We start from the raw sequence: 26967 nt of genomic DNA, 5'->3' as shown, positions 1-26967 counted from the left end.
TCGGTACGTGTTATGCCGGGAGAAGAAATCGCAGGCGACGGAGACCCGAGCGAGGCCGTGCTCAGGTTAGATTCCGAGCCGTTTACCGAGGACAAGCGAGTCGTCGGCGATTCTGCCAATTCCTGAATATCCGAGCGGCGGTGCGGAGTGTTTTGGGTGTGGCCTTAGCCACACTTTCTACGTGCTGTTCGAGTGCTTTTGCTAACCAACAACCGGTCTTCCTGCCAGCGAGTGTTGGTTAAGGCGAACAGGGCCGACCAACAGCCACTCACTACGATTCCCCAGCGGACGCCCAATAATACAACCGCCACCCAGAAAGCCCGCTACTATCATCAGAACGGCCCGATAGATGCTACACGACCTGCATCCCGCACAACTCTCGGTTCAGCTCCGCGAGTCACGCACGCCATCGCGACCACGAACTTTATCCTCACAATTCGGGCAGGCACGCGGTTCCGCGACGCCATCTGGTGTGAACACGCGAACATACTCCGAGGTCACGTGCCCGCCGCAATTCTGGCACTCAGGCATCCGTTTGATCAGGCAGGTGCGGGTTCATCGCTGGATTCGGCCCCGACCAACTCAACATCCAAGTGGATTCGTTCGTAGGGAACGTAGGGCCGTTTGGCCTGTCCGTCGTCGACGATGAACAACAGCCCGTAGTCTGCAAGCCGAGTGACGTCGTCGTGGACGGTCCGGTAGTCGCGGTCAAGCGTCTCCGCGAGCGCGGAGATACTCTCTGCGGCACCCTCGGCCCCCACAAGCACACTCAAGAGTTCGAGACGCCGGCTCGTGAGGACTTTCCGGAGTTCGCCGACCGTCGCGAACGAGACGACTGCCGGCTGCTCATCGCCATCGCTGACTGCATCAGCAGCGGCAAGCGTCTGCTCGCGTGTGTGGTCAAAACCCTCGACGGTGACGCGAAGAACGTCAGGGTGAGGGCGGTCGCGGGGGTCGCGGTACTTCTCGGGCCAGCCGTCGTCAGGCGTGTCAGTCATGGGTTTCGTTGGTGGGGTAGTGCTCGACTTCGGTGAGGAAGCGAGCGATGTGGGTGGTCAGCGAATGGAACGTGATTTCGGTGTCGTCGCCGGGTGTGATGTGTCGGTGGTGCCAGCCGAGTGTATCGTCGTCGTGGGCGTTGTCGTAGCGGAGCAGTTCGCCTTGCTCTGAATGGTAGTATTGGAACCGGTGAACCGCCTCAGGGTCAAGTGGTTCGAGAGATCTCCGATCTCTCGTCATCACGAAACGGCATAGCCGTTTCGGACGACCCCGAGGCGGTTCACAGTACTTTGCGAACTTTCTCGCCATACTGTAGGATATCGATATCTCCCGTAGACGATGTCTCCTGGTTCAGCGAGTCAACGAACAACAGGCCTTTTACTGAGACTGAGTTGAGTACATCCTCTGTTTCTTCAACATAATCCCCTGACTCAGACCTAACGAAGGCCATGTACTCCAACAATTCTCTCAGTCCCGTAGCAATGTAATCCATATCACGTGAGTACTTCACCTCACCAACGAACACCTGATCGAGCTTTCGCTCACCCGTTTCGTCAGATGAGTACTTTTCCAATACGATGTCTGGCTGGCCACCCCATAATGAATTCTGAGCGTTACGCCCGAGGAGCGGTTGTGACAAATCTTGATACTGGTCCAACACGGCGTTCATGCGGTAGAGATACCCGTCTTGTTCTATGGTCTCACCGTCGGGAGTTTCATTGAATGCAAGACCTTCACCAGTACTGTCGTGGGAAAGCACGAAACGTGCGTCATCGCTCTCCCAGGTAGCAATCGTGGAAGGTGATTCGCTCCAGTCTGAGAGTACCTGGTATTCGACGTTCTCATACGCTTGAAGAATGCGAAAAATCCAGTATAATTCGAATAGAACCTCGGTCTTCTCTGGGGAAATAATCGTATTATCGAGGATAGAACGCGCCTCCTCGCTATCCAACTGCTGATTCATCAGTTGACGGAACTGGTCAAGTAAATCCGCGGCTTCGCGATAGAATTCTGACCGGGATTGCTTGACTGATTCAATAGTCCGATGAGTCAGCTCGACATCATCGACGTCGATTTGCTGGAGGTAGATATTCCGTTCATAGATTCGCCGAAGTAGACTGAGGGCAGATTCCGTATCATGCCTTGCTCCATCGGCATCTGCTTTCGTCCATGTATCAATCCACTCGTATTCTGACGGATTTTCGATGACCGGCTCTAGGTCTTCGAAAACAATCTCATAGATAACGCCCAGTAACCGCTTCAAAACGAGATTCTCGTCGATATCGTAGTTCTCTTCTGGCTGATTACATACGAAGATAGGTTCTTCGAGACGCCCACTTCTGGCTCGTCTCTTCGTCGTCTGCTGCCAGTCTATGTGTCCCCGGATTTCTCCTCGCAGTTCGGTAGATTCCCTGGTCGTCGTAGTCTTCATCCGTCGGATACGATCTTCCAACGTCTCCATGAAATCAATCACACCGACGTTTCCGGGGTCGCCCCTCGAGTCGGTGAGTACGAAGTGGATTCGGAGTAGTGCCTCGATATCATCAATATCGAGTTCGGGATGAGCTGACCCGATAACGCGGTCGAATCGAACGCCCTTCCGTAGGTACGTGTGGAAGTTCTCCGAGATAGCCTCGAGGAGTTCCACCTCGTCAGCCTTCGGCACCAGAATTCACCCCTCGTCCTCAGGTCGCTGGAGTTCGGGTTTCTGGAAGAAGTCTCGTGCGACCGTCCACAGCTCATCCGTATTCCCGTCAATATCCTCGATTACAGTCTCGATAGATGCTATGACTTCCTGGAGCGCGTCTCCACGTAGTCCCTCGAGCTGGGGATATACGTACATGATGACCGGTGACACGTAGTCTGACGCCTGGGGAGATGACTGGCCCGCCACATATCTATAGATATCTTCGACGATGGCTGGCCCGATAGTTCGTTGCTCGTTGACTGCACGCCAAATGCGACCAACCGGCCGGTAGTGCTGTTCTGCTTCTGGCAACTCCGACTCTTCGTGATTAGCCCATCCTTCGACGTATGACTGGACCCGATCAGCGAGTTCACTAGTGCTGGAATCCTCGTCATTTGGTTCAGGAAGGTCGGGGACACCGACTGGGATAAATGCCCAACGTCGCATGAACGCATAGCTCATCTCGTATAACGACGTCTTGTCAAGGGTGTTCATCGTCGCAAACATCCGCCAGTCCTCATGTATGTAGAATCGGTTTTCAGCGATGTCTTCATCAGCACGATCTGCGCTGAGAATCTCAATAGAATCTCCATTAGAATCATCAAAAGGTAGCGTTACGCTCTCACCGGTTAACGCCGAGAATAATGATCCAAAGGCTTTGTCGATGTCTGCTCGGTTGAGTTCATCAATTATCAGCCATTCATTCGTAGGGGTTTCGTCCTCGTCTGACTGGAAGCGATCGAGTACGACGCCAGGCTCGAATTCGAGTCCCTTGTCTATCGTTGTCTGATATCCACCGACAGTATCGAATGTCGACCAATCCGCCGAAGCGGTTACGAGATTATAACCGTTCTCTCCGATGGTTGCTTCACAGATTTGTCGAGCTAGCTTAGTCTTTCCCGTGCCCGGTGGCCCGAACAGTAGAATATGGTTGTTATTCGCGAGAGCCTGGAGGATTCGATCTTGAATATTGTCCCAAACCTCCTCTGGGTAGTGGAGGTGCCCCTTTTCAACCGTATAATCTGACTCTGGGACTGCTAAGGAATCGCCGTAGTCTCCATACGTGTCTCGTGTGAAGTCACCACTCAATATTTCGTTCGCAGCCTCTGTAGGGAGATTGAATAGATAGCCGGCCATTCGCTCGTGGTTCCTGTTAATCAAGTAATGAGATGTGTTCTCGATGAAATCATCATCTTTGAGGTAATCGATGACCGGCTCTGCCGGGATTGGTTCATCAAACGGCTCGAATAGTACTGAAACCCGCTGGTGGTCTCCCTCATCGGTAATCTCTCGCTCTCCAAGAGCGGTCGATAAGCCGACGATCTCACCGTCTTCCCCTTCGCTCGACCTATGGATAATCACATCGCCCTTAGAGATTCGGGCAAGGTCTTGCTGCCAACTGTCCTTCGGATAGGGAGCTTCAAGATATTCACCGTCGATTTCATCCTGCTTCGACTGATTCACCCAGAAATATGACGTATCGAATTCGTCAGACTCCCGCATCGTGACCGCTTCTGCGGCAGCTTCAACTCGGTCAAAATCAGCCTCAAGCGAGGGATAGCTATCGATTACCTGTCCAGCGATTTCTGTGTATGCCTCCACGTCTAGCGATCTCACACCCGTGTCGATTCCGAAATGACGCTCGGAAAGATGGTCGCTACCTTCGGTATCTAATTCGAATGCCGAACCATGTTCAGCATGGATGTCGACAAGCCATCGGACGGGTCGCGTGTGGTAGTTATCGCTCGACCGAAGTTCGGGAAGTTCCCTTCGCTGATACGGCCCCGTTACAACACCTAAGCCGTACACCTTGTTCACTCCACTCGTAGCAACAAGTATCGAACCTGTCGGAAGGTTATCCCGGAAATCAAGGAGCGTTCGTGGGGTAGTTTGCCCATCCTCGAAGTGACTGCGAATATCTGACTCACTCTCATCGGCCAAGTCAACGTCGTTTACAGCTTCCCAACCAGTGACGGTGATGTCGTATTTGGTTGCAACATCCCACTGGTCATCTGGATTCATGAACCATGCTTCCACTCCATCAGGAAGTGTCCGTCTCACCGGTTGTTCATCACTCGAGAGTTCTTGGTCGATTCGGCTTTTTGCCGTTGCATCGACCCCAGAATGATTGCTGAGCTCAGTGAGATATTGACGTTTATATTCCGGCTTCAGATTGTGGACAGCGCCCATAATATTGGCTGTCACCGTCTGGACTGATTCGCCAAGTTCTTCCTCGAATGAGGACCAGTCTTCCTCATACAGAGGATTGATTTCTAGTTGAATCGGACGACAGTAGATTATCTCCGAATAGTCTGCATCGTCCCACAGGCTCCGTGCTTGGTCGTCCCCGATATCGACAACCGATTCAACTTCCCAGAGCCCTCCAACACCGTGACTCTTCTTCCGAGCAAGGACTAAATCTCCTTCTTGGATGTCCTCTGTGGGCGCTGGTGCATCACTTCGCACTCCCTGAACGGGTACGCCAACGTGCTCCTCGCCGTGGATTTCTGGATCTTCAGGACCACTCACGCACTGTTCCCAGTTCTCTGGCGTGATGTTGAACATCCAGGTCTGCGTATGCCGGACCATCTCTTTTCGTCGAAACCTCCACATCTTATAGTAATTTGGTTACGTTGGCTTGGGAACGTCACAGACGGCCCGCAGTCTATCGATTAGCGAGGAGATCTGGCTACTACAGAGTGGGTTGACCGGCTGGTTGGTATCCCTGTCGAAGAATCTCGACTACGCTGTGCTGAGGTGTGCGGCGTGTTTTGGATTGGTGGCCTTAGCCACACGCTCCACGTTCTGTTCGAGTGCTTTCGCTAACCAACAACCGACCTTTCTGCCAGCGAGTGTTGGTTAAGCCGAGTAAGTCCGGCCAGCGCCCGCTTAGTACGATTTCTCCGGTGGACGCCTGATACCACAGCCGGTGCCAGAAAGCCGCTACTATCGTCGGGACAGCCGGATGGGGAGACTACACGACCAACGACTATCCGGGAACGTCACAGCAGCAGCTTCACCGCCTCTGAAGTCCCGACGCGGTCCTCAACCTCGTTGCGGATCGCGTCCAGGTCCTCGACGTCGACGGCCGTCTGCCCTGGCCGCCGCAGTTCATCGGCAAGCCGCTGGTACTCCTCAACCAACTCGTCGACGTCCGCATCCAAATCAACGTCCACACCGACCGTCGACGAAACCGACCGTTGGGAGTCTCCCGCCATGTTAGTCCTCCGTAAACTCGCGTTCCTGCTGGTAGATACCACGCGCCGTCAGCTTCGCCTCAACGACGGAGCCATCAGCCGTCTGGACGCGCACGGTGTTCTCGCCGGTCGTAAACCACTCACCCGGCAAGTTCAACGACGAATTCCCAGTGAGGCGGCCATTCTGTAGCTGTGAGGCCGGCACCTCGGCGGTATGGGACTCGCCATCCCCGTTCGTCACCGTCACCGTCGGCTCGTTCGAAATGACCAGACTCCCCTTATACTCGACTGTCGCTGTCACGCTCGGCTCAATCCCATCTACGGCGTCGGCACTCACACTCAGCTGGTTCTGCCCCAACTCTAAGGCGCTCGAATTCAGCAACACCGATTCGGTGAGGCGACTCCCAGTGGCGTTGAACGCGCTCGGATACGCGTACGTCTCGTCGTTCACCGAAACCGCCGGCGAATCCGCTACAACCCGCGCAGGATACGAAATCTCGTACTCAAGCGGGCCATCCCCACTCGCAACCTCGACCGTCTCCCCGGCCGAGATCGGCTCCTCGACCGCAACCGTCTGTTTGGACTCCAGCCGCCCCGACTCCGAGAACAACACACGACCGCTGCTAGTCGTGACCTCCGGCTGCTTCGTCACCGTCTTCGACATCCATTCGAGCGCGACGTCGTAGCGGTCGGCCCGCTGCGCACTCGTAAACACGAACTCTCTCTCACCGGGCGGCACTGCCGACGCCGGAATTTCGAGCGTCCGCGTACCCGTAAAGCCCTCGTCGATGCTCGCGACCGTCTCCCCATTCGCTTGAATCGATGCTCCAGCAGTACGGTGGTATTCAGTCCACTCGAGCTCGTAGTCAACGCCAACCGGGCCGGACGTCGACACATCAATATCGTTCCGCCCCGTCGTGAGTGGCAAGGCAACGGTCGACGAATCGCCCTTCTGCAGATCCTGGACTGTCTTCTCGACGCCACCCGCAGAGACGGTGACATTCCCAGCGGATTCCAGGCGTTCAACACTCTCAACGCGAGTGTTCGTCTCAGAGCTGGTGAGTCCACCAGCGTGATGGGTTTCTTCAGTTCCGCCAGCGTAGATTGATTCACCCTCGTCTAGATAGACTGTGGTTGTGCCGGAATCACTCGCTGAATCACGGTCGTCCTCGCCCTCGGAATGCGTTTGTGTAGACACACTCACGTAGGCATCCTCATCAAGAAGGTGGTCCGTCGCAACGCCATCCGGATAGTATCCATCAATATCGGGATCTTCACCCGCTTCACCGACCATAATGCCAGACTCAGCGGAATCCGATTGACTGAGTGAATACCCTTGGCTGTTATAGAGGGATTGGTGGACGTGCCAGTCGACGCGGTACATTCCGGATTCAGGCGCGGTAAACACGGATGTCGCCATGTAGCCACTATCGTAGTACCCAAACTCTGGGCCACCACCGGAGTAGGATTCGACAGCCTCGTGTTCGGTTGCTGTCACCGACAATTCTGGGAGTGACCCCTGTTGGCCGTCGGGCTGCTGGTAGCCATCAATCTCCGTGCTGAACCCGGTCTCAGTGGTCCCGGTTTGCTGGCGGTCCCGCGTCCACGACTTACCGCGGAGCGTGACGTCGACGGGCGTCTGGACGTTCCCCCGATTAGTGATGGTGACTGGAGTGCTGGACTGCTGGCCGGAGAGACGCCCACTCGCCGTCTGGCGTGTGGATTCGCTGGCGGGATTGAGCGTAATCGTGGGCGTGGTCGGCAGGTTCCCCCGGAGTTCGAAGCTGGTTGTCGACGACGTTTCGCCCTGCTCGGTAACCGTCTCGGAGACCGGCGTACTCGACAGGTTGATTTCGGCGTTAGGGGCAGTGTTGCCGTTAATCTGGACGACTCGGGGCGTATTAGGTGAGACGGACACCTGCTGGTGGTCGCTGGACTGCACACCGGAGAGAGTGATGCTCGTCGAGTTCGCGTTCCCGCGACTCTGGAAGCGAACCGTGCCGGTCATGTCCGACCCAGTACCGGAGAGTGTGATGGGGTTGGCAGCGCCACTGTCCGGCATCACGATACTGAGTTTATTCTGGGCGACCGTGCCATCACTGCCCTCGACGTAGACCGCGTGGTCGGGTGACCCATCCACGGTAATGTCGCCGTTGGACTCTGCAGAGAGCGTGATTGGCGGAGTGGACAGGCCCTGCTGTGAGGCGTGCAGCGTGTGCGTGCCAGCCGGAAGGTGTTCGTCGAAGGTGTAAGTGCCGTCGGCGCCGGTTGTCACCTCTTGGCCGGTGCTGGTGATGGTGACGGTGACGCCCTCGATAGGCTGGCCTTGTGAGTCTCGGACGGCCCCATGCAGGGGGTCTTTGTCGGTCGGGACGGTGTAGCCATCGTCAGGCTGATTCGTTCCACTATTCGGGTCGTCGTAGATGGGGCCGCTCGGTCCATCGCCACCGCTTGGTGTCTGATACCCGCCGCCATCGTTCGTGTTGTCTCCGCCAGTGGGCGTCTGGTACTCCCAGTCGTTGGTTCCCCCTCCGTCAGTAGGGTTGTCGTAGATGTCGCCGCCACTTCCACCACTGCCGCTGCCGCCGCTCCCGTCGTTCGTGCCGTTGTACGTCCACGACGGCCCGGTGGTCCCGTTCGTCGATGTCGACGTATTATTAGTAGGCGACCAGCCGGGCATTCCCGACGTGGTGTTGTTCGAACCGCCGAATTCGAAGCTGGTTGAGCCGGCCGGGTCGTACGCGAGATAGGAATCAAGGACATCACGAGCGACGCCCTCAGTGTTATAGTAGTAGGGAGTGGTGGAGGGGCCGGTGGGCGTGAGATACTGGGTGCCGTCGTAGATGTAGTAGTTGCCGTCGCTTGTCTCGTAGATGGTCCAGCCACCATCGGAGTAGACTTCGGTGCCGCCACGTGGGGCGTCGGTTTGGGCGGTGCCACCGCCGAGGATGGGGCCGAGCATCGTGGGGATGATGACGAACATGAGAATGACGGCGAGAATGCCCGTAGCGTACGCGATAGCCTTCGTGGGTGGGTCCCGGATGATTGAGGGGATGGTGAGCGAGAGGCCGGCGAACGACCATTCTGGGGGTGCGAGTTGTGCTTCGACTTTGTCGGGTGGGACGCGTTGGTCGCAGTTCGGACAGCGCGTGCCATGGATGAGTTTCTGGCGGGGGTTGTCGTGGCGTTCTGCGAAGGCGTCGAAGCGATCGAGGCCTTCGGTGTGGCAGGAGGGGCAGATGAGTTCGGCGCGGGAGCGGGCGTTCCGGTTGGTGTAGGAGGTGGGCATGAGCAGGAGTATTCTTCTATTATTGCATATGTGTTATGCCGTCAACTAATTCCCAAATTTGAGAAAAACCTCAAGTAGCGACAGCGAAGAGCGGCGTCCTTCAGGTCAGCAGTCACTCGAAGTACGGCTTCGGAGAGCTGCGAGTGAAGCCCGTCGAACCCCGGTCGGACCAGTGTCAGGACTCAGAGGAAAAGACGAAGGTCGCCGGGTGAGATAACTCATGTGTGACGGGAGAATCGGCACGAAAAAATCGCGCCGCAGGCTGAATAAAGAAATCGTATTTGCAACAACTGGTATCCTTCGTCCGCGAGCTTGTCCAGATTCGGATAGAGCTGTCCCGGATTGATGTCTGGACCATGCGCCTCATCGAGCTCGTCACTAATTGTCGTGCCGTGTGGCGTATCGAGGCCGGCGATGACGAACAGCAAATCGCGCTGGAATCCTATAATATCAAACATATGTATTTATCGTAGAATATTCGATAAGTGCTTTACCGCTTCTGTGCGGAACACTCACATACTCGGGGCCAAACCAGAACTCCCCGCGTTTCCTCGTCGACGTCACCGGCGGGCCCAATCCCCTGTTACTCGTCTGCAGGGAAAGTGATGGTTTTCTGGCCAGCGCGTTCAAGCGCCAGCGTTTGGAGGGTCGCGCGGACGGCCTCGACCGACGCCCTACCCCCGAGGGGTTTCTCCACTCGCGTTCCGCCACCGTCACGACGAGCGTTCGCGGCCGCGGCCGGCGACCGCGTTCGGGGGCGGGTGGTGGCCGCGTTCGGCGGCGACGTCCTGCTGGCCGCGTTTGGCCGGGCGGGGGTTCGTGTTGAAACTGAGGGGTCGATGCTGGCAGTAATGCTGGGGAGGCAGGGAGTGTTGTCGCGATGACTGGGGGTCCAGGTGGCTGGTGACTGCTGGGGTTCCGGGGGTGAGTCTGTGGGCTGGGGGTTCGGTGGTGTGGGAACTGGGGAAATCCGGGGTGTATCGGCCGGGCTGGGTGTCCGGTGGGCGGTGGGGACCGGGCAGGCTGTCCGGTGCGGTGGAGAGGAAGATGGGTGGTGGGGTGTCGAAGAAGAGCGGTGTAATGCTGTGTGGGTCGTCGAGGAAGAGCGGTGCGGTGCTGTGCTGTGTTGTGCTGTCGGGACGGTGCTGTCGGTCGCTTCGGTCGGATTTCAGTTGTCTGAGTGCTGGATTCGACCCCCAGTGGTGCTGTTACTGGCTGGATACCCGGAGTGGGGAGTTCGTGATGGACGTCGAGATTCGGGAGAGAACTGGACCCCCCGGGGACTGGACGCTGCTGTTGCCCTCCTAGAGCTGGGGAGCCGACGCTGTCCTCCCTCGGGACGCTGGTACTGAACTGGACCCCCCGGGACCACGCTGTGCTGTTGGCTCCAGTGAGAGTGCTGTAGTGGCCGCCGCAGAGAAGCTAGTGCTGGACTGGACCCCCGGACTGGTCGTCGAGACCAGGCCGCCGCTGTCGGCCTCCACGCAGACCCTCTGGTGTATCGCTGTAGTGACCTCGCTTCTCAGAAGCCACTCCTAGTCCGGGGACTCCTCCTCGGAGATCGTCGACGCCGCTGCTGCCAGCCTCACTCATCCTCATCCTCATCCTCATCCTCATCTTCTGTCTGGCACTCGCCTTCCTGTTCCTGTCTATATCTTCCCGGCGCTGCTAGCTTCATCTCGCTCTCACCAGTTACTCCTCGAGGTTTCTCCCAGTGGACACCCCAGACTTCGTCGCTCTATTCTAACCTGTTCACGGCGCTGCTGGACACCTCTCCTCGGAGCCACACCTGGACTCCCTCAATACTCCTCGCTCTACTGGAACCCCTCACTAGCCTGAGAAACCTCTAACTCAATCCTCACTCGCTCACTCGGGTATCCACACTCTACACCTGAACTGGGGGTCAAATCAGGCTGTTACTGACGCGGCGCGGTAGTGGCCGTCAATTGCCGTCAAATTCAACCATCAAATTTAGCCGTTATTCTATCTACGGCTAGATTATAGACGGTCAATTGTCGTTAACTCTTTTTACGGTACGGGTAGATGATAGTTCCAATGGCAGACCAACCACCCAGTGAAATCCTCGAAAAACTCGACCTGAAATCACGGGATATCCTCAGTGCGCTTGCAGACCTCGACGCAGAGACCTCAACTATCACCACGCCGGACCTCATTGAGGCGACGGGCATCGACCGCCCGCAGATTCACTATCGACTCAACGAGTATTTGCAGCCCTTCGGCCTCGTCGACACCCACCAGCCAGCGGGGGAGAATCCGGGGAAGGTTCCGCCGAAGGAACTCTGGTTGACTGAGGCGGGCCGTGACCTCGTAGCGGACCTCGAATCCCAATCTGGAGACGCTGGGCTTGGTGACCGCCTCAGTCGGCTTGAAGAACAGATGGATGCGCTCCAGTCGACTGTTCAGGACCTCGACGCGGAAGCCTCGACGGACGGTAATATCGAAGTGGCTGGTGATCTGGCCGACGAGCTTGATGGACTTCAAGAGCAGATCGGATCGCTTGCGATGCAGGTAGAGGATTTAAAAGAGGATGCAGTCTTCGAGGAGCCGATCCGCGCGGATATCGACTCTACACGGGCGGGCCTGCTCGCAGTCCTTGCCTTCCTCATCGAGGAACACGGTGACGACACAGAACAGCGCCTCCAACAGTTAACTGACCAGTACCTCGAAGACCTCGACCGGCTCGCAGACCGCTAACAGTAGTTGCTAGCGCGGTTTCTTTATTCAGAACGGGTTCTAAAACTGAGGCGGCTGAATCGGTAAGTGGGAATGCGAATGTATCACGGATTGGGGACAGATTTGTGAAGCGTAGTGACGGGCAGATCGAGAGAGCCATTGTCATTCCCAATCGTCGTAATCCTTCTCCTCACTCATTCTCTTCTCGTTTTTGCCGGTTTCAATAGCCATGTACAGTACAAAAGGGGTTAGCAATATCCCTAGAATAAAGCCGATACCGACAATTGTTCCAACAACCATCTTATGACCTTCATCTCACCACTATTCTTAAACTCTATCGCTGTACTAATCGGCTGTTTCAGCTCTCACTCTGAATAAAGAAACCGTATTGGCAACTACTGCTAAAGCCGGTCAAACAACCCACCGCTGTCCTCGCCATCCCCACTATCCTCCCCACTATCGCTCTCGCTGTGTGAGTGTTCGGCCGTTGTGTTTGCGTCGGGGTCTACGGCGGCCTGCTTGGTTGCCTGCTCGATTTTCTCACTCGTCGGCGGGTTCGGTCGTGGCTGTCTATCGTCGCTTTCTGGCCGGCTCTTGGCGCGCTCACTGTCGCCAGCCCCACTGGCTCCCTGCTCCCGGTCCTCCATCGACGCCTCGGCCTCGACGTCTTCCACCTCTCCCGTATCCTCGTCCGACGTCTCCTGCTCGACGTCCATCGTCGACGACTCGGGTGCGTCACGGTCCTCGGAGAACAACGGCCGAAGCTCGCCTTGCTCGTACAGCATCGGCTCGCTGTATTCGTCGTTGTCGTCGTCGGGGAACACCACGAACACGAAATCCTCGGGCGTCGGCTCACGTGGGAATTCGTGCTCCGGAATGAACGGCGCGTAGAGGTCATCCCAATCTTCCCGAAGTTCGCTTAGAGATGGATACGGGCCGTGACGCTCACTTCCTTCCTGAACAAACCATTCGCCTTCATCCGTCTTCGCTCGATATGCATTTACGTCGGATGGCGATGGATTTGTAACCGCATCCAGACTATCAAACCGCGCTGCTTCATACCCATTTGACACCCTTGCGATGACTTCCCCGTCTTGTTCAAGCCAATCTAGCTCAGTTCGCTCTTCAGTCGCAGGCTGTACCGCGAATTGCTCTTCTCCTAATCTATACTTACTTGTTTTATTATAGAATTCTCGTCCCCCTTTCGGACCCTCTGGGTTGACACAGTTTATCGTCCCGTAATCAATCTCTCCCCCTTCAACATCGAAAATAATCTGCTCCCCACGCCGCGGCCAGTACGTGATCTCGTGGCCGGAGGCCGTGGCGTCCTTACAGGTGAACACGCAGAGGCGGTCACCCTCGATGGCCTTCCGCAGGTTCGTGAGCGTCTGCATCGGCTTCTTAATCGTCGACGTCTCCGCCTCGATGGCGATATCACGCGCTCCCGCGAGCTCGTACAGCTCCGGATACTCGCGTTCCAGTTCGGCTTCAAGCTCGTGGACGTCCTCGACTGTCTCGGCGTCTGCGAGTGGGTCGATGGGGAGGTCCGCAACCCCGTCCGGTAACTCCTCGCCTTCCTGCGTCGGCAGGTGTGTGAGTGCACCGAGCCGTGTGAACGCGCGGAACGACTCCTGCAGGATGTACCGATGGTCGTCGCCCCCGCCGGAGGCTGACGACCCTGTGTCCGCGCTAAACACGCGTGTTCGACCCTCGGGCGTGAGGCCAACCACGACCTCGCCGGACCGCCGCCCGCGCTTCACAGTCGCTAATTCCTCGTAGACGTTGCTCAACTGCGACTGGTAGCCGGTATCCCCCAGCCGTTTCTCGACTTCCTCCGTCGCGAGTGACGCCTCGACCAGCGTCTCCTCGTCTTCGTGCTGGACTTGGGCGGCGTACACGCCCTCCAGAATCGTGTCTTCCGGGAGGTCGTCGACGTCGACGCCGTCGCCATCGAGGGCAGCCGCGTCCGGGTTCATATCGGCGGCCGGCGCTGCGGTAGGGTCGACGGCCTCGTTGTAGTCGCCGTACTTGAGCTCGCGCTGAATCTCCGCGTCCGACAGTGGGTCCGCTCCCCACTGGTCCAGTGAGTCGCGAATCACGTCGCGGACGTCTTCTTCTGACCGGAGTGGTGGGTAGGGAGCGAAATTCTTGAGGTTCACCGGTTCGGACTCGCGGCCGCCCTCTAGGGGGATTTTCGTCCACGTCCGGTAGTAGTTCGTGTCCATCAGGTCGCTGGCGCTGTAGCCGTCGAAGCGCCGCATCAGAATCCCAGCATCATCGCCGCCGGGCGTCCGCATCGCGAGTAGTGTGTTGCAGTTGTTCTCCATCGCCCGCATCACGCCCTCGTGGTCTTGCTCAATCTGCCCTGGATACTGCGTCCCGAGCGTGACGGACAGCCACATGGAGCGCGCCCGCACCAGCATATCCTCGATAGCGAGGTTGTCGTTGGCGACCTTCTCGAACTCGTCGACCTGCAGGAAGTACGGCTTCGTCTCGCGTTCGGGGTTGCGGTCTTGGCGTTTCTTCGCGCTCCACAGATTCCGGAGGACAGATAGCGATATCATCTGGTGGATGTCCTCGCTGTCAACCGGAATCCTGACGAGAAGAATCAGGTCGTCGTCGACGATCTCGTCCCAGTCTATCGTCGACTCCCGCCGGGCGATGATTTTCCGAACGATCGCGTTCTCCACCCACGCCTTGATGCGTTTCGTGAGTGGACGGAGGTCGTCGTCGTCCATCTCCGCAATCTCCATCAGGAACTCTCTGAGGTAGGGGTCGTCAACCTCCATCGCGAAGTTAGCGCGGCGCTCAGCGTTCAACAGCACGAAATACATATCGATAACGCTGTACTTCGCGGAGGGGTCACCGTCAGGGTCAAGCGAAATTTCAGCGTTGCGGCGGAGCATCGCGCGGCCCATCGACTCCGTGACCGCCTGCATGTTCACGCCCCAGTATTCGTCGTTGTCGAAGATCGCGACCAAGTTCTCCAACCGACTCTCAATTTCCTTCTCGCGGCGGGTTTCGTCCTCGATAGCGGGTACATCGAGCATATTGATGCCGATGGTCTTCTCGAACTCCGGGGAGCCGGGTTCGAGGAGGATGACGTCATCGAGGCGGTGTTCGGGGAGCTGTTGGAGGAGTTCAATCGTGTCGCCGCTGGCTTTCGGGTCGATGTTGCAGAAGCCGTGGCCGGCGTAGGCGTGCTGGACGGCCTTGTTCTGTAGCTGGGTGGTTTTCCCGGCGCCGGTGGTGCCGCTGACCCAGAGGTGGCGGCGGAGTGCTGGGAACCGGACGGGGGCTTCACGGAAGCCGTTGCGGGCGGTGTCGTCGTAACCAATCCAGAGCGGCCGTTCCGGTTCCTTAGCGGCGCGCTCGAACATCCGGCGAGCCTTCTTCCCGGCGACCGGTCCCTCTCCGCGAGTGTTCGCGACGACTTCGTACTGGCCGGCGCGCTCAACGTCCTCGATGGTGACTGCGTACTGGTCGCCGGTCAACGACTCCTGCTCGGGGTCCGGGCCGGCCGACGCTTCCTGTTCCTCGGCCTCGTACTGGCTGGCGTCACCACTCTCGTCTTCGTCGGGCTGGTCGACGAACTTCGACTCACCGTCATCATCGCTGCCGAATCCAAACATGGTCAGATACCTCCATCATCAGCAGCCGCGTCACCCGCCCAGCCGGCGTCACTGCTGGCGTCCTGTCCGGCTTCGACACCGCTCGTGTTGGCTTCGTCCTTGGTGGCTTCGGCGGCAATCTGGGAGCCGGACTGCGTGGATTTCCACGGAATCTGGGGGACCTCAATCTCTCGGTTCGGGATGTGGGCGAGGCCGGCGACCTCGTCGATGCTAAGAATCATCCCGCGGTCCTGCCATTTCCGCTCGAACATCTGCGCGAGCAGCCGCTGCATCTCCTCGTCAGACGCCTCAACCGGGTGGTGGTCTAACCCCTGCTCGGAGGTGGCGTTGTAGTATTTCGCGAACATAGATGCGATACCACGCGCTCGCTCGCGCGCCTCACGCGGCTGTGGCGACGCTGCAAGCACGCGAACGTTGACGTGGAAGCCCTGTTCACCACGCTGCTGCTCAACGATTTTCGCGGCCTCCTTGTCCTTGCTACTACTGTCGCGTTCCTCGAGCTCGCGAATCCCCAGCCAGAACAGCGGGTCTTTGAACCCAGTGACGCTCCCGGACCGAAGGCCGGTGGCGACGTCTCCAACTGATTCGCCGTTCGGGCCGTTCTCCGTCCAATCCTTCGGAGCGGGCTTGAAGATGACTTGGACGACCGCGAGAGAATCGTCAAGAGTGAGCATTTCGCCCATGATGTCGCTGTAGGGGTCGCCGTGTTCGAAGCCCTCGGCGTTGTGGTGGCGAATGGGGAGGAAGGTGTGGCGTTCTTCGGAGAGGCGAGCGCCTGCGACATGGTCGTTGGGCCGTAGCTCGGGGAAGGCCCGGCCGGACGTACGGGGGGTCACTTCGGAGTTGGTGTAGGTGTTGGTGGTGCGGCGTTGGAAGCGATCACTGGCACGTTCGTTGGCGGCGTAGAGCCGGAATTTGAACTCGCCGCGGTCGAACCAGAGTTCGAAGGCGTGAGCGGGGCTGGCGTTTTCGCCGTCACGGATACGGACGTCGTGAAGAGCCTGAAGGAGGTTTGCGCCGGCGTCGATGCCGTCGTTGTCTTGGTAGGGGTGGATTTCGAGGAGTTGACCGGGGATGCTTTCGAGGGGGACGTTGTACGTGGTCTGGAGGGGGTAGGTGTCGTATTGTTTGGCTTCCCGTGAGTTATCCCGGAAGGGGAATTTCATGCGGTATGAGTGGGTCGCATTGTATTTATGTGTTATCGGATGACTGACCTTTTCCCAGATTTGAGAATAAGACGTGTTGCGCCCGCTGACTTAACCAACACAAGACGACTCTACACTCGGACTGTTGGTTAAGACAAGACAGCGCGCGCTTCCATCTCGCGAGCGGACCAGAACGCTGCGACCCCATTCCTCGTCGGCACGTACTGCTGGGCTCTTCCCTCACCGTCGAACTGCCGCAGATACCCGTACTCCTGGAGTTCGCTGAGCGCGCGGTAAATCGTCTGCTGGCTCGACGGCTGGCCCAACCGCTCGACCCGACTAACCACCCTCATCCCGGATGGTGGCGTCCCGTCATCGACGAGCTGGAGGACCGCAACGAACGTGTCGCGTTGGGGCGCGGAAAGCATCTGGAACGCTGGAAGGACAGCCCGCGGACTGACGGGCAGTTCTGGGTACGACTGCGTCTCTCCCGACACTTGTATCGACCCACGGTGATGGCGTAAACTTTCTGAGGACATGTAGAATCACCCGCGTTACCGGCTATTCGGTGTGGCGTCCGGCTCAATCCAGACGTCGGCGGCTTTCAACCGGTGTTCGAACTGTTCGAGGTCGCCGTACTCGTTGACGAATGCCGCTGCGAGCGTGTCGGTCACGCCGTCGACGCGCTTGAGGAGGTCGTGGTCGGTGTGGAAGGTTGCGTCGTCGCCACGACCGGCGATGACGCCGAGGCGGACGTCGACAACTTCTCGGCCGGGTTTGGTGTGTTGGCTGGCGAGGTCGTCGACGTTGTCGGCGTCGTAGGCATCGAGGACCTGTTGGCGCGTCTCATTGTGGATGTTCAATTCGTAGACGACGTTTTGGGGGCCTTCGCGGTGAGTGGTTAGTCGGACGGGCGTTTCAGGATGGGGGGTGGTTTTGGCGTCGGTTGCCATATGTCAATATCTCGTCGCTAAAGGTATATAATTTCCGGCATGATGGAAATACCGGTCGATATAGCGGGAAAATTCTTTCATACGGGAAACATCGGACAGTATATGGGCATCCACAGCGAACCGAGCGGACACATGGACCGGCGGGCGTTACTCACCGACCGCGAACGTGAAGTCCTCCGCGGCGACGCAACCGACGTTAAAAACCCCAAAGAGTACCGGAGTAAAATCCGCAGTCGACTCAAGAAACGACTCGACCAACTCGAAACGGATATCGACCTCCTCGACAAGCACGAACCAGAGCTCGCAGCCGACCTCTATGACCGTGTCTGTGGCGACCAAGAACGCCGCCTCGCACGACTCGAACGCGAAGTTGACGAACTCCGCAAAGAAATCAACAACAACGAATAATATTATTGTTATAAACCCGGGTTTTTATTCAATGCAAGTACTAAGGGAGAAAATAACCCAATCACTGCCATAGAAAATTTCAAGACAATACTACCTGTATTAATCGAATCTCCTCACGGAGCTGCTGTACTGACGCTCCCGTTTGACCCCGCAAAGGGAAGGTCAATTTCGAGACCATCATAGGCCAGCTTTGGTTGGTTCGCTTGGCCTGTGTCACTGTGTTCGAACGTGATGACGCCGATATCTTCGAGTTCAGAGAGGTTCTGATGGACTTGTTTGTAGTCTCGGTCCACCAGTTCGGTGGCTTCGCTGATGCTTTCTGGGTCGTGCTCGGAGATTGTCTCCAACAGCTCTAGGTTCTTCGGGCTGAGAAGTCGACTGAGTTCCGCATACGACTCGAAATTCAGTACGGGCTGGGCGTCGTCGAGGTCTTCGCCTTCTTGAGCAGCCTTGATGCGGCTCCGCGTATGCTGGTCGAGACGGTCGCGTTTGCCGACGGTAACTTTGAGTGTGGGCATGGTATGCACCTCCTGAATGCGTCCTACTCCGGCCAGTTCCACGAGACAGGCGATAGCTTCTCGGTCTCACGCTTGAAGCGGTCGTAGAGTGCCAGCATCCCGGGGAAGTCGATTATTTCGACGGTATCCGTGGTGTGGCGTTCGTGGCCTTTCGTCCGTTTGTGAGCGTTGTCGTAGCGGAGGATGGTGTCGCCCCGACTTCCCCGAGGTGTAGGCCGTAGTCCCATCCGCTCGGGTACTTGTTGTCCTCCGTTTGTCGGATGGTGACATCGATGACGTAGCCGTCTTTGACATCTCGCCAGTCTTCGATGGTGGTGTAGGACGCCATCCGTCACCGTATGTTATTACCTCCATACACATGGTCCTATGGACCACACAACATAGGCCAGTCAACCTCCCAGAAAATGGAACCGATATTTCGGATACACTCTCGACTTCCGTAGGAATTAATCCCGTAACAGTTCTCATCCCAGAAGATGTCTGATACTGATTCATCCAACAACAATGCCCCACCACTCCTCGGCCGCCTTCTCTTTGCTGGCGGCCTCGCAATTCTCGCAGTTCGCAACCTCACAAACCTAGACGGACGAATCGCGTACGCCGACGCCAAAGGCGTTCCATTCGCGGACCAACTTGTCCCAGTATCGAGCGGCCTCCTGCTAGGTGGCAGCCTCGGTATTAGTCTCTGGAAGCTCCCGAAACTGTCCGCTAGTAGTATCGCCGCGTTCTTCATCGGTGTCACCCCCACAATTCACAACTTCTGGGCCGTTGACGAAGAAGATCGCGGCGACGAATTAACATCGTTCCTTCAGAACCTCACGCTCCTCGGTGCGGTAATCGCCTTCTACAAGCGAGCCTCCCAAAACTAACCTACCGGGAGCCTCGGAGCTTGACCCTAGGCCATTTACCAGAGTCCCTCCCACGGCGGCCAGATATCTAAATCCAGCATCCGGTCGAACATATACACGGGTAGCCAGAGCAGTAGCGCCGCCAACACCAACCGAAACAGCATCCACAAATTTCCACCAAACGACGACGGCCCAGTGAACGACGCTGACGACGACGTATACGCGGGATTCCGCTTCCAGAACGACGCCGGCTCATACACGGCTGTCATCCCCTTCTCCGCCCGTTCAATCGTCACAATCGCTGTTCCTGCCGCATTCGTCTCCACCGGCGTTCCCTCGACGACCACGCGGCCATCGTAGCCCGCCGTCATCACTGGCCGGCCCTGCTCGTCGGATAACTCAACCCGTACACGGAGCGTCGACGACGTTGCATTAATGACCTCCACGTCTAGCGACGTCGCCCGTGTTTTCACGGTCGTATAGAACGATGGACTCAACTCTCGCGACGTCCCCGCCACTAACCCACGAACTTCCACCGTCTTGGGTTCGTACTCCGCGTGGCGGACCGCAAGCTGCGAGGACACATTATACGATTCGTTCGCCACGTCGACGTTCACTGACGCCGGCAGTTCCGGGACGGGACGCTGCTCGCCCTGCGTCTGCAACAGTTCTCCCTCCGGCTGGCTGAACCCACTCTCGGTTGTCGCGAGCTCTGCCTGACTCGTCGATGGATACGCGTACACTTGTAGTGGCTGCGCCGGCGAGGACACCGTCTCCGTCCCGTCCGGATTCGTCTTCGTCAACGAATCCCAATCCGTCTCACGCCCACTGTAGAACCGCCATACACCGTTTGCAGTATCATTCTCAGGGAGCGAGAGGCCCGCCCACGGGTGGTTTTGCTTCGTGACAACACCCATATCGCCGTCTGGATACTGGGTTACGTATCCTGTCGACAGGAGACTGTACTGTTCGACCAGCCGGGTGTCCTCGACCGTTATCGACTCGTCGATTTCTTCGGTTTCAGTCTCCCAGTGGCAGCGTCCGTCATCGCTACAGACCTTCGTCTTCGTGGTCTTCGTGACATCAATCTGGATTCGGGCTTCGACACCAACCGAGTGCGGGCCGGACTGGAGGTCACTGTAGTTGATTTGCACCGTCTGACTCGGCGCCGTAGTCCCGATAGTCCGCGCTCCCGAAACCGCTCGAACTGACTCGATGCTCGCGCTATTCAGGTCGTAGAAGACGCGAACGCTCCCGGTCGTGTCGTCTTCGGGAAGGTCGACGCGGTAGTCGGTTGTGGCGAGAATCGACCCCTTACTCGGTACGTATAGAGGCTGGCGGCTCCCACTCACGAACGCTCGCGTACTCGGCTGGATTGCGAACAACCGCGTGTAGGCGTCCGTAATCCAACCACGGTCACTCGCCGTCGTCTCCGTCCCCTCTGGATACACGGATGTCTTCGTACCCGTCTCAGGGAACTCTCTGAGGTCCTGTTGATTCCATCGTTGGACTTCCTCAGGGGGCTCTAAGTACGAAATATCGGTGCCGTTCGCGAGCGTGCGAATCGCCGTTTCGTTCAACGAGATATTCCCGTCGACGTCGTGCGACCAGAGTGGGTAGAACTCGCTGGCGTTCAACCCGTGGTCGGGCTCCTCAGGCGGGTCCGCTGCGGCAGGATGCACACCAACTCCGACGCCCACACAGACGACGAGAACAACGAGAACGGCGCTGGCGACTCGTCGATAACTACTCGTCCTCATCCGAGTCAGATTCGCCGTTCTCAAGCTGGTCGAACAACCGATTCAGCGACTCTCTATCCGAATCATCGCTGCTACTTTCCTCGTTACCGCCTTCGTCGTCTGCGAGGTCCAGGGCGTCCGAGACAATCTTATCGAGATTCGGGCCGGACCGCCGTATCTCGTCTTGGTCGACAATCACCTCGTCGCCATCCTCGCCAATCGCCCGAATCTCCGGCACCAGCTTCTCCGGCTTCACTTCAACCTCCACTTCGTCACTATACTTCTCAAGGAGCTGTTCGCGAATCTCCTGTACCTCCTCAGGCACTACCTCGTCGTCGTTCATCCCCGGGAGTGCGGCTCGAATATCCTCGTCCGGATCAAGGTCAACAACAGCCGCTTCCTTCGGATTCGCGCTGATATGAACGGGATACCAGCCCTCGTCCGCCACCCCGAATGCCGCCTCCGAGTATCCACGTTCCTCGTCACCGGGTGTAGCTGTCCGCACGAACTGGGCTTCCGTCTCACTCATCCCGACCTTCGACGCAACCTCATTATCTAGACCTTCCGTGTGGAAGAACAGCTTGTGGTCGCACTGGTCGGCAATCGCCTCGGCTTCCTCGTGCTGGAAGAACTCGTCGACGGTCTGCGTGATAAACTGAATACTGAGGTCGTAGTGACGGGAGTGCCGCACCGCCTGCTCAAGGAATTCCAGGGCGGCTTTGTCCCGCATGATGTACCGGGCCTCGTCAATCGCGAAAATCACCTCCTTGTCCGTCTGCTTCGCCCGCTCGTAGACCGCAGAGAACAGGAGATTCATCATTAGGCCGAGGCCGCCGCGGGACTCCTGCTGCTGGAGGTCCAACCACACCACGTCCTCGCTCCCGATATCGAAATCCGAGGATTCGCCGAGGTTCGCAAGTGCGCCACCCTCAAGGAATGGTTCCATCGCGAGCAACAGTTCTGCCGCCCGCTTTCGCTCTTCCTCAGTCACCTCCTGCGCGGCGTTCAGGACCTCCTCGATGGTCGTCTCGTCGTCGATAATATCTTGGATGATAGAGTGTTCCTCAACGTCCGTCACCATCTCCAAGAGAATCGGAATGACGTCCTCCCGGATCGTCGGAGACTGGCGGGCGTGGGTGTCGGGGTCGTCAAGGTCGATACCGCGCTCGTGGTAGGCCGTACGGAGTGCGCGCTGGAGGGTGGTCCACTTCTCGCCCAGCTCCTCGCCGCGCATGTCGAAGAACGACTCGAAGAAGGACTTGAGGTCCTTCATCTTCGCCGTCCCCGGATTCACCTGTGGATTCTCCTTGACGCTCTCCGGCGGTTCCTTGATTTCCAAGGGGTTGAGTGCGAAGTCGCCGCCGACGACGATCTGCTGGCCGTCTAGCGCGCTATTGAGGCCGGCGAATCCACGGAGCGGGTCCAGCATGATGACAATCGTGTCGTCGTCGTAGAGTTTGTGCCGGAGCAAATGCAGCTTCGTGGAGAACGACTTCCCGGCGCCGATGTTCCCGATGGTGAGCATGTTGTACCCACGGTCGTGGGTGAATCGGTCGTAGATAATCGGGCTGGAGTTCTCCGCGTGAACCCCAATCGGAATGCCTTCGTCTTGGATGAGCGTGCCGCTGCTGAACGGGAGCATCGCCCCAATCGCTCCGCCCATCATCGAGTGCTTCTTCTCGAGCTCGTCCTTCGCGATGGGCGACGTCGACCGTAGGGTTCGCTCTTGGTCTTTCGTCTTCAGGATGGACCGTAGCCCGTTCTCCTGAAGCGTATCCTCGAATTGGTCGCTAACGCGGTCTAATTCGTCCTTGCTGTCTGCGGCGACGGTGACGTACATCGAAACGTCGACGAACTCCGCGTTAGTATCACGGATGGCGTCCCGCATCGACTGGTAGTCCTGTAACTTCCGTTCGACGTCACGGGCTTCGATAGTCTGGCCGTCGTCGGCAAGCAGTTCGTACTCGGACTCCAATTCTCGAATCCGCTCTTTCAGGTCCTCAAGCGCGTGCGGGGAATCAAGCGGGTCGATGTGGAGTGCGATATCGAAATCGAGGCCGGGCTGGCTGAACAGGCCGTGGAACTGGCCGTCTGAGACACTATCCGGCCACCCGTCGATGAAGTACGAGCGCGTGTAGTGGTCGTCAATCCGGAGGTGTTCGTAGTAGTCCTCATCTTCGCGGATGTGGCGTGGAGCCATGCCCGAGAGTTGGCGTTCCCCGCGGTCATCGAGGACCTGCATCTCGTCGTCCAGCGTCTCGACCTCGGCCACCGAGGCATCGGCGTTCGTGCGTTCGCTGGGCGGCTCGTTGGCTGTCGACGGCGCCGGCGTTTCCTCAGTGGCTTGCTCGACTGGTTCTTGGTCCGTGGCTGCGTCTGCGGCTGTGTTGTGGTCGTCGACGAATGTCTGGTTGGACGAAACGAGGCCGGCTTTCCTCGCGATAGCTGCAACCACCCCCAGAATTGCGATGACCGCGATGATGCCTCCTGCGAGGAGAATCGGGCTGGTGGGGCCGACGACCGGGAGCGATACGGCAGCAACGGTGGTGACGGCGGTATGACTGAGCATTAGGAGTCCTCCGAGCGGGCTGCGGGTTGGTCGCGGGTGGTGATGCCGTTCGTCTCAAGCTGGTCCTGTTGGTCGACGTCCTCGCGCTGGTAAGCGCGGACGATGAGTTCCGCGTGCTCGACCGCGTCGACGCGGGTGGCGTCGATGTCCGTGATTTCGCGGAAGTGGCCGCGAACCATCGCGAGTCGGTCGTATAGCGTCTCCCGCTGGCGACCACGCAAGACTGCCTCTGGCGCGTCTTCCTCGTCATTCGTACTGATGAGCCGGCCGAGAAGCGGCCACTCCGCGAGTTGTTCTTTGAATCCGGCTGTCCGCCGCGAGGATTCGACTTCTTCGGGGCGGACGGGAACGATGACGTAGAATTCCGTAATGCGCGTGCCGCGGCTGGCGAGTTCTTCTGGGTACCATGCGAGGAATTCATTGAGGAGGGTTTTGAGGACGGGTTCGTTCCGAACGTCGTCGTCACTGCGGCGGTCGTGGTAGGGCTGTAGGAATGCGTCTGTGTCGAAGTCTCGGGAGGTGCGGTAGATTTGGGTGGGGAAGTCCAGCGTGTTGATTGTGGAGCCCAGTTGGGTGACAGTGCGGCTCCAGTCGTCGGCTGTTGATAGCGAGAGGTTTGCCGGGTCGATTTGGACGGCGCCAACGAGCGTGCCGTCAGTGAGTTCGACGTAGCCGGTGTCGCCACGCTGACCAGAGCCCGGTTGGACGCGTTCGACGTCAAGAACGTCCTGTGTGCGCTGGTTGGTAGCGAAGATGGCCTGTGTCGTCGTCTGTTCTACCTCGTCTGTCTGGGTGCGTTGGGCGTGGTCGTGGTGGAAGGTGAGGTGTTCGTATGTGGATTGGCGGGCGAGGTGGGCTGCGTGGAGTTTCACCCATTCGGTGGACTTGTAGTAGTCTGGCGTGGTAGCGAGCCCGACTACTCCGAGGAGGAAGGCGAGGACGCCGAGGAGGACGCCCTGGAGGCGGATGACCGGTGGGACGAGGGTGAGTGTGAGGATGCAGATTGCGATGCCGGGGCCGACGAGATAGGCGTCGTCAAGCGTGTACCCCCGGATGAGGTTCATCGAGTCGTCGGCTTGCTGTGGGATACGACGTTGAGCGCGCTTCATGGCCGTGAGTCAGGGGTATCCGGGTCGCGTTTCGGGGTGCTGACGCTGTCCGTCAGGTCGTCTCTATTGGCGTATTCGAGGAGTTGTGTTGTGTCAGTGCGTTTGAGGAGGTGTTGGGCAAGGAGTTCGGGGTTGTCGTCGATGACGTCGTCGATGGCTTGGAGGTAGCGAGCGCCGTATTCGAGAACTTCTCGCCACCGCATGTTGTGCTGGTTTTTCGTGTTACGGATAGCTTCGAGACGGTCTGGGTCGTGGAACTGTACGTGTACGTAATCGGGGTCGGATTCGGAGTCGGACATGATTGGAGGAGGACGTAGTGGTTAACAGGTGATTACGCTCCGACGCCGGTCCATCTGGTAATGAGGGACGTGATGCCCATGAGCATGCCGAGCCCCCAGCCGTACATGAGTGAACTCCGGATGTTCTCCTTGTATTCTTTCTTTTTGCCGGATTTGTTGGTGCCGGAGGCTTTCATCATGTTGAACCCGGCGTTGAGGGTGCCGACGGCAGGTCCAATGCCGGTGAGCCACGCGGTGGCGTTTTCGACGGTAGTCATGATGGGTTGGGACGATTCTTGGGCGGCTACTGGGTCAACAAAGAGAGTGACGGTGAGTGCGCCAACCCAGAGGAATACGAATGAGTGGGTGAAGCGTTCGATGTAGCCGGTGTTGGATTGACTGTCGTGTTCTTCACTAGGGTCTGTCATAGGACGAATCAACCCTGGATTGTGTGTGCGTTATTTGTTTTGGCGTATCGTCACATCGTCATTCTAAAATTTGAGAAAAGGTCTAGTCATCAGCGTCGCAGGCCGAGCGCCTCAGAGCTTGACTCTGAGGCGATTCCCGAATCGAAGACGACTACTATAAAACCGGTGTCGACAGCGATGAACTAGAAGACCGGCCACGATAGCAGAAGCACAAGAGCACATTCAATACCGACGAGAGGTCTGCCGAATCAAAATCCTTAGGTAACCTCAAAGCAGTATCTTGACCATCGCCAACCACACGAAACGACCTGTTGAGTGCGTCGTCGCAGACACCTCAGCACGTTGTCTCTCCCAAATCGTGGTTGGCGACAACTCCAACATCCGATAGCAGTAGGTAGCGCGTCCACACTCCAGCCAGCGTCGCCCATCGACACACTGTGCACTTCAACCGCACTAGCGTTCTGATGTAACTACCCGGAGACGGGAGCGGCGATGGCGCTGGCGGGGGCTTCAACCGCACTAGCGTTCTGATGTAACGGCCTTGCGCGGCGTCCATCACGGGGTCGCCAATCTGGCTTCAACCGCACTAGCGTTCTGATGTAACGAGCCGCCGTTCGCGGTCGAGGTCGAGACCAATCCGACGCTTCAACCGCACTAGCGTTCTGATGTAACCATGCCCCATACGGGGCACTCAGCGGTGCTACAGGCCATACATACTTCGGTGTTTTCGTCAACCCGTAATTCACCCTGAACCCCCTAGGGGTCGATGAAGAATCGTCGCGTATCGTCGTTGTTGGGTATACGATCTCCCGAGCAGTATGGACGCCGGTACGATGGGAGTTCCAAGGCTGATCACTCGTGCTCCTCGCCGGAGAGTTCATTCGCGCTCGTGTTGATGCCGCGGCTAATCTAATCTCCGTTAGGAGGGTTTGATTATCAGTTGTTGCAAATACGATTGATTTATTCAGCGTGGACGGCGTCACATGCCCTTCACACTCCTAATTACGGGGCAATTCCTGAATAAAATTCTGTCCGTTCAACTACTGTTAGGGGAGCGGAAATAGAGATCCGATACCGGTCAGAGAAGACGACCAACAGGGGAATTTCCGGATGGTATCTGAGCAGCAGATCGTGGCTCCGAGGAGGTTCCTAGACTCTCCTTTTTCACTCTACTGCCGGGAACCCTAGCCTGATCATGGAACGCCAGAGCAGTGCGTAGCCGTTCTCTCGCCCAGTTCGATGTCGCTTCTCGATCCACAAACTCTAGCTCGAAGCAGTCGCTATCTCCGCTGGGCGGCTGATTTCGAGGATAGAGAACTCAGAAATTTGGCCGCCTCATCCTTCAACTCTAATCTGAACAGTGCCCCAATCCATTGGTTAATACTCCCCGATCACCGTCTCAATACGTCGATACCAACCGGCGTTGACGTTTATGTCACCGCTACACAGACACTGACAGAATCCACTTCCCGTG

At 57.8% G+C, this 26967-nt stretch carries 22 protein-coding genes and 1 pseudogene; 3 read left to right on the top strand and 20 right to left on the bottom strand.

Going from position 1 to position 26967, the window contains the following annotated elements; translation table 11 throughout:
* Window positions 1–384: 384 nt before the first annotated feature.
* The 8 genes from HHUB_RS17675 to HHUB_RS13930 form a co-directional block, all read right to left on the bottom strand.
* Window positions 385–531: a DUF7563 family protein gene (locus tag HHUB_RS17675; protein ID WP_449271434.1), complete on the bottom strand. Its 147-nt coding sequence runs from the start codon at window positions 529–531 to the stop codon at window positions 385–387.
* A gap of 8 nt (window positions 532–539) precedes the next feature.
* A complete protein-coding gene (locus HHUB_RS13960) occupies window positions 540–998 on the bottom strand; it encodes an HVO_A0114 family putative DNA-binding protein (protein ID WP_059058575.1) in 459 nt (152 codons plus the stop codon).
* On the bottom strand, window positions 991–1239 hold the full coding sequence (locus HHUB_RS13955) for a toxin-antitoxin system TumE family protein (protein WP_059058572.1): 249 nt from the start codon (window positions 1237–1239) through the stop codon (window positions 991–993). The genes HHUB_RS13960 and HHUB_RS13955 overlap by 8 nt, the downstream gene beginning before the upstream one ends.
* Before the next feature lie 40 nt (window positions 1240–1279).
* Window positions 1280–2665 (bottom strand): hypothetical protein, encoded by a 1386-nt coding sequence (locus HHUB_RS13950; protein ID WP_059058571.1) that lies wholly within the window; start codon window positions 2663–2665, stop codon window positions 1280–1282.
* A 6-nt stretch (window positions 2666–2671) separates the two neighbouring features.
* Window positions 2672–5275, bottom strand: coding sequence for an AAA family ATPase (locus HHUB_RS16140; RefSeq protein ID WP_238324103.1), 2604 nt, complete (start codon window positions 5273–5275; stop codon window positions 2672–2674).
* A gap of 413 nt (window positions 5276–5688) precedes the next feature.
* The gene (locus tag HHUB_RS13940) at window positions 5689–5904 is read right to left on the bottom strand and encodes a hypothetical protein (RefSeq protein ID WP_059058567.1); all 216 of its coding nucleotides are present in this window, start codon (window positions 5902–5904) and stop codon (window positions 5689–5691) included.
* 1 nt (window position 5905) lies between these two features.
* Window positions 5906–9172: a carboxypeptidase-like regulatory domain-containing protein gene (locus HHUB_RS13935; RefSeq protein ID WP_059058565.1), complete on the bottom strand. Its 3267-nt coding sequence runs from the start codon at window positions 9170–9172 to the stop codon at window positions 5906–5908.
* A gap of 218 nt (window positions 9173–9390) precedes the next feature.
* Window positions 9391–9630, bottom strand: a complete 240-nt coding sequence (locus HHUB_RS13930) for a PadR family transcriptional regulator (RefSeq protein WP_059058563.1) — start codon at window positions 9628–9630, stop codon at window positions 9391–9393.
* A 1597-nt stretch (window positions 9631–11227) separates the two neighbouring features.
* On the opposite strand from HHUB_RS13930, the gene HHUB_RS13925 reads away from it, so the two are divergent.
* Window positions 11228–11887, top strand: a complete 660-nt coding sequence (locus HHUB_RS13925) for a hypothetical protein (protein ID WP_059058561.1) — start codon at window positions 11228–11230, stop codon at window positions 11885–11887.
* A gap of 141 nt (window positions 11888–12028) precedes the next feature.
* On the opposite strand, the gene HHUB_RS16735 is transcribed toward HHUB_RS13925, so the two are convergent.
* From HHUB_RS16735 to HHUB_RS13905, 5 genes are all read right to left on the bottom strand, one after another.
* Window positions 12029–12166 carry a hypothetical protein gene (locus tag HHUB_RS16735; protein ID WP_157534012.1) on the bottom strand — a complete coding sequence of 46 codons (138 nt, stop codon included), beginning with the start codon at window positions 12164–12166 and terminating at the stop codon, window positions 12029–12031.
* Between the two features lie 101 nt (window positions 12167–12267).
* Entirely contained in the window at window positions 12268–15360 is a 3093-nt protein-coding gene (locus HHUB_RS13920) for a type IV secretory system conjugative DNA transfer family protein (RefSeq protein WP_157534011.1), read from the bottom strand.
* A gap of 140 nt (window positions 15361–15500) precedes the next feature.
* Window positions 15501–16664, bottom strand: coding sequence for a hypothetical protein (locus HHUB_RS13915; RefSeq protein ID WP_059058557.1), 1164 nt, complete (start codon window positions 16662–16664; stop codon window positions 15501–15503).
* Between the two features lie 128 nt (window positions 16665–16792).
* Window positions 16793–17140, bottom strand: a complete 348-nt coding sequence (locus tag HHUB_RS13910) for a hypothetical protein (protein ID WP_059058555.1) — start codon at window positions 17138–17140, stop codon at window positions 16793–16795.
* 57 nt (window positions 17141–17197) lie between these two features.
* Window positions 17198–17596 carry a hypothetical protein gene (locus HHUB_RS13905; protein ID WP_059058553.1) on the bottom strand — a complete coding sequence of 133 codons (399 nt, stop codon included), beginning with the start codon at window positions 17594–17596 and terminating at the stop codon, window positions 17198–17200.
* Window positions 17597–17728: 132 nt separating this feature from the next.
* Between HHUB_RS13905 and HHUB_RS13900 the strand changes: the two genes are divergently transcribed.
* Complete coding sequence (locus HHUB_RS13900; RefSeq protein WP_143416459.1) at window positions 17729–18004, top strand: hypothetical protein; 276 nt, start codon at window positions 17729–17731, stop codon at window positions 18002–18004.
* Between the two features lie 113 nt (window positions 18005–18117).
* Here HHUB_RS13900 and HHUB_RS16135 read toward each other — a convergent pair whose 3' ends face one another.
* Together HHUB_RS16135 and HHUB_RS16130 are read right to left on the bottom strand one after the other, a co-directional pair.
* Window positions 18118–18522, bottom strand: a complete 405-nt coding sequence (locus HHUB_RS16135) for an HVO_A0114 family putative DNA-binding protein (protein WP_082687290.1) — start codon at window positions 18520–18522, stop codon at window positions 18118–18120.
* Between the two features lie 23 nt (window positions 18523–18545).
* A pseudogene (locus HHUB_RS16130) lies at window positions 18546–18850 on the bottom strand (toxin-antitoxin system TumE family protein).
* Window positions 18851–18998: 148 nt separating this feature from the next.
* On the opposite strand from HHUB_RS16130, the gene HHUB_RS13895 reads away from it, so the two are divergent.
* Window positions 18999–19391, top strand: coding sequence for a hypothetical protein (locus tag HHUB_RS13895; protein ID WP_059058549.1), 393 nt, complete (start codon window positions 18999–19001; stop codon window positions 19389–19391).
* 35 nt (window positions 19392–19426) lie between these two features.
* On the opposite strand, the gene HHUB_RS13890 is transcribed toward HHUB_RS13895, so the two are convergent.
* From HHUB_RS13890 to HHUB_RS13870, 5 genes are all read right to left on the bottom strand, one after another.
* Window positions 19427–21052: a hypothetical protein gene (locus HHUB_RS13890; protein WP_059058547.1), complete on the bottom strand. Its 1626-nt coding sequence runs from the start codon at window positions 21050–21052 to the stop codon at window positions 19427–19429.
* Between the two features lie 64 nt (window positions 21053–21116).
* Window positions 21117–23678, bottom strand: coding sequence for a VirB4 family type IV secretion system protein (locus HHUB_RS13885; protein ID WP_059058546.1), 2562 nt, complete (start codon window positions 23676–23678; stop codon window positions 21117–21119).
* On the bottom strand, window positions 23678–24787 hold the full coding sequence (locus tag HHUB_RS13880) for a hypothetical protein (protein WP_143416460.1): 1110 nt from the start codon (window positions 24785–24787) through the stop codon (window positions 23678–23680). Before HHUB_RS13880 ends, HHUB_RS13885 begins: the two co-directional genes overlap by 1 nt.
* Window positions 24784–25086, bottom strand: a complete 303-nt coding sequence (locus tag HHUB_RS16730) for a hypothetical protein (RefSeq protein ID WP_089649889.1) — start codon at window positions 25084–25086, stop codon at window positions 24784–24786. The genes HHUB_RS13880 and HHUB_RS16730 overlap by 4 nt, the downstream gene beginning before the upstream one ends.
* Before the next feature lie 32 nt (window positions 25087–25118).
* Window positions 25119–25493 carry a hypothetical protein gene (locus HHUB_RS13870; RefSeq protein ID WP_059058540.1) on the bottom strand — a complete coding sequence of 125 codons (375 nt, stop codon included), beginning with the start codon at window positions 25491–25493 and terminating at the stop codon, window positions 25119–25121.
* Window positions 25494–26967: the final 1474 nt, after the last annotated feature.

It is taken from the genome of Halobacterium hubeiense, assembly GCF_001488575.1.
In the GTDB taxonomy this organism is placed as follows: domain Archaea; phylum Halobacteriota; class Halobacteria; order Halobacteriales; family Halobacteriaceae; genus Halobacterium; species Halobacterium hubeiense.
The sequence above is the reverse complement of the archived record's forward strand: the minus strand, read 5'-3'. Positions and strand labels throughout refer to the sequence as shown.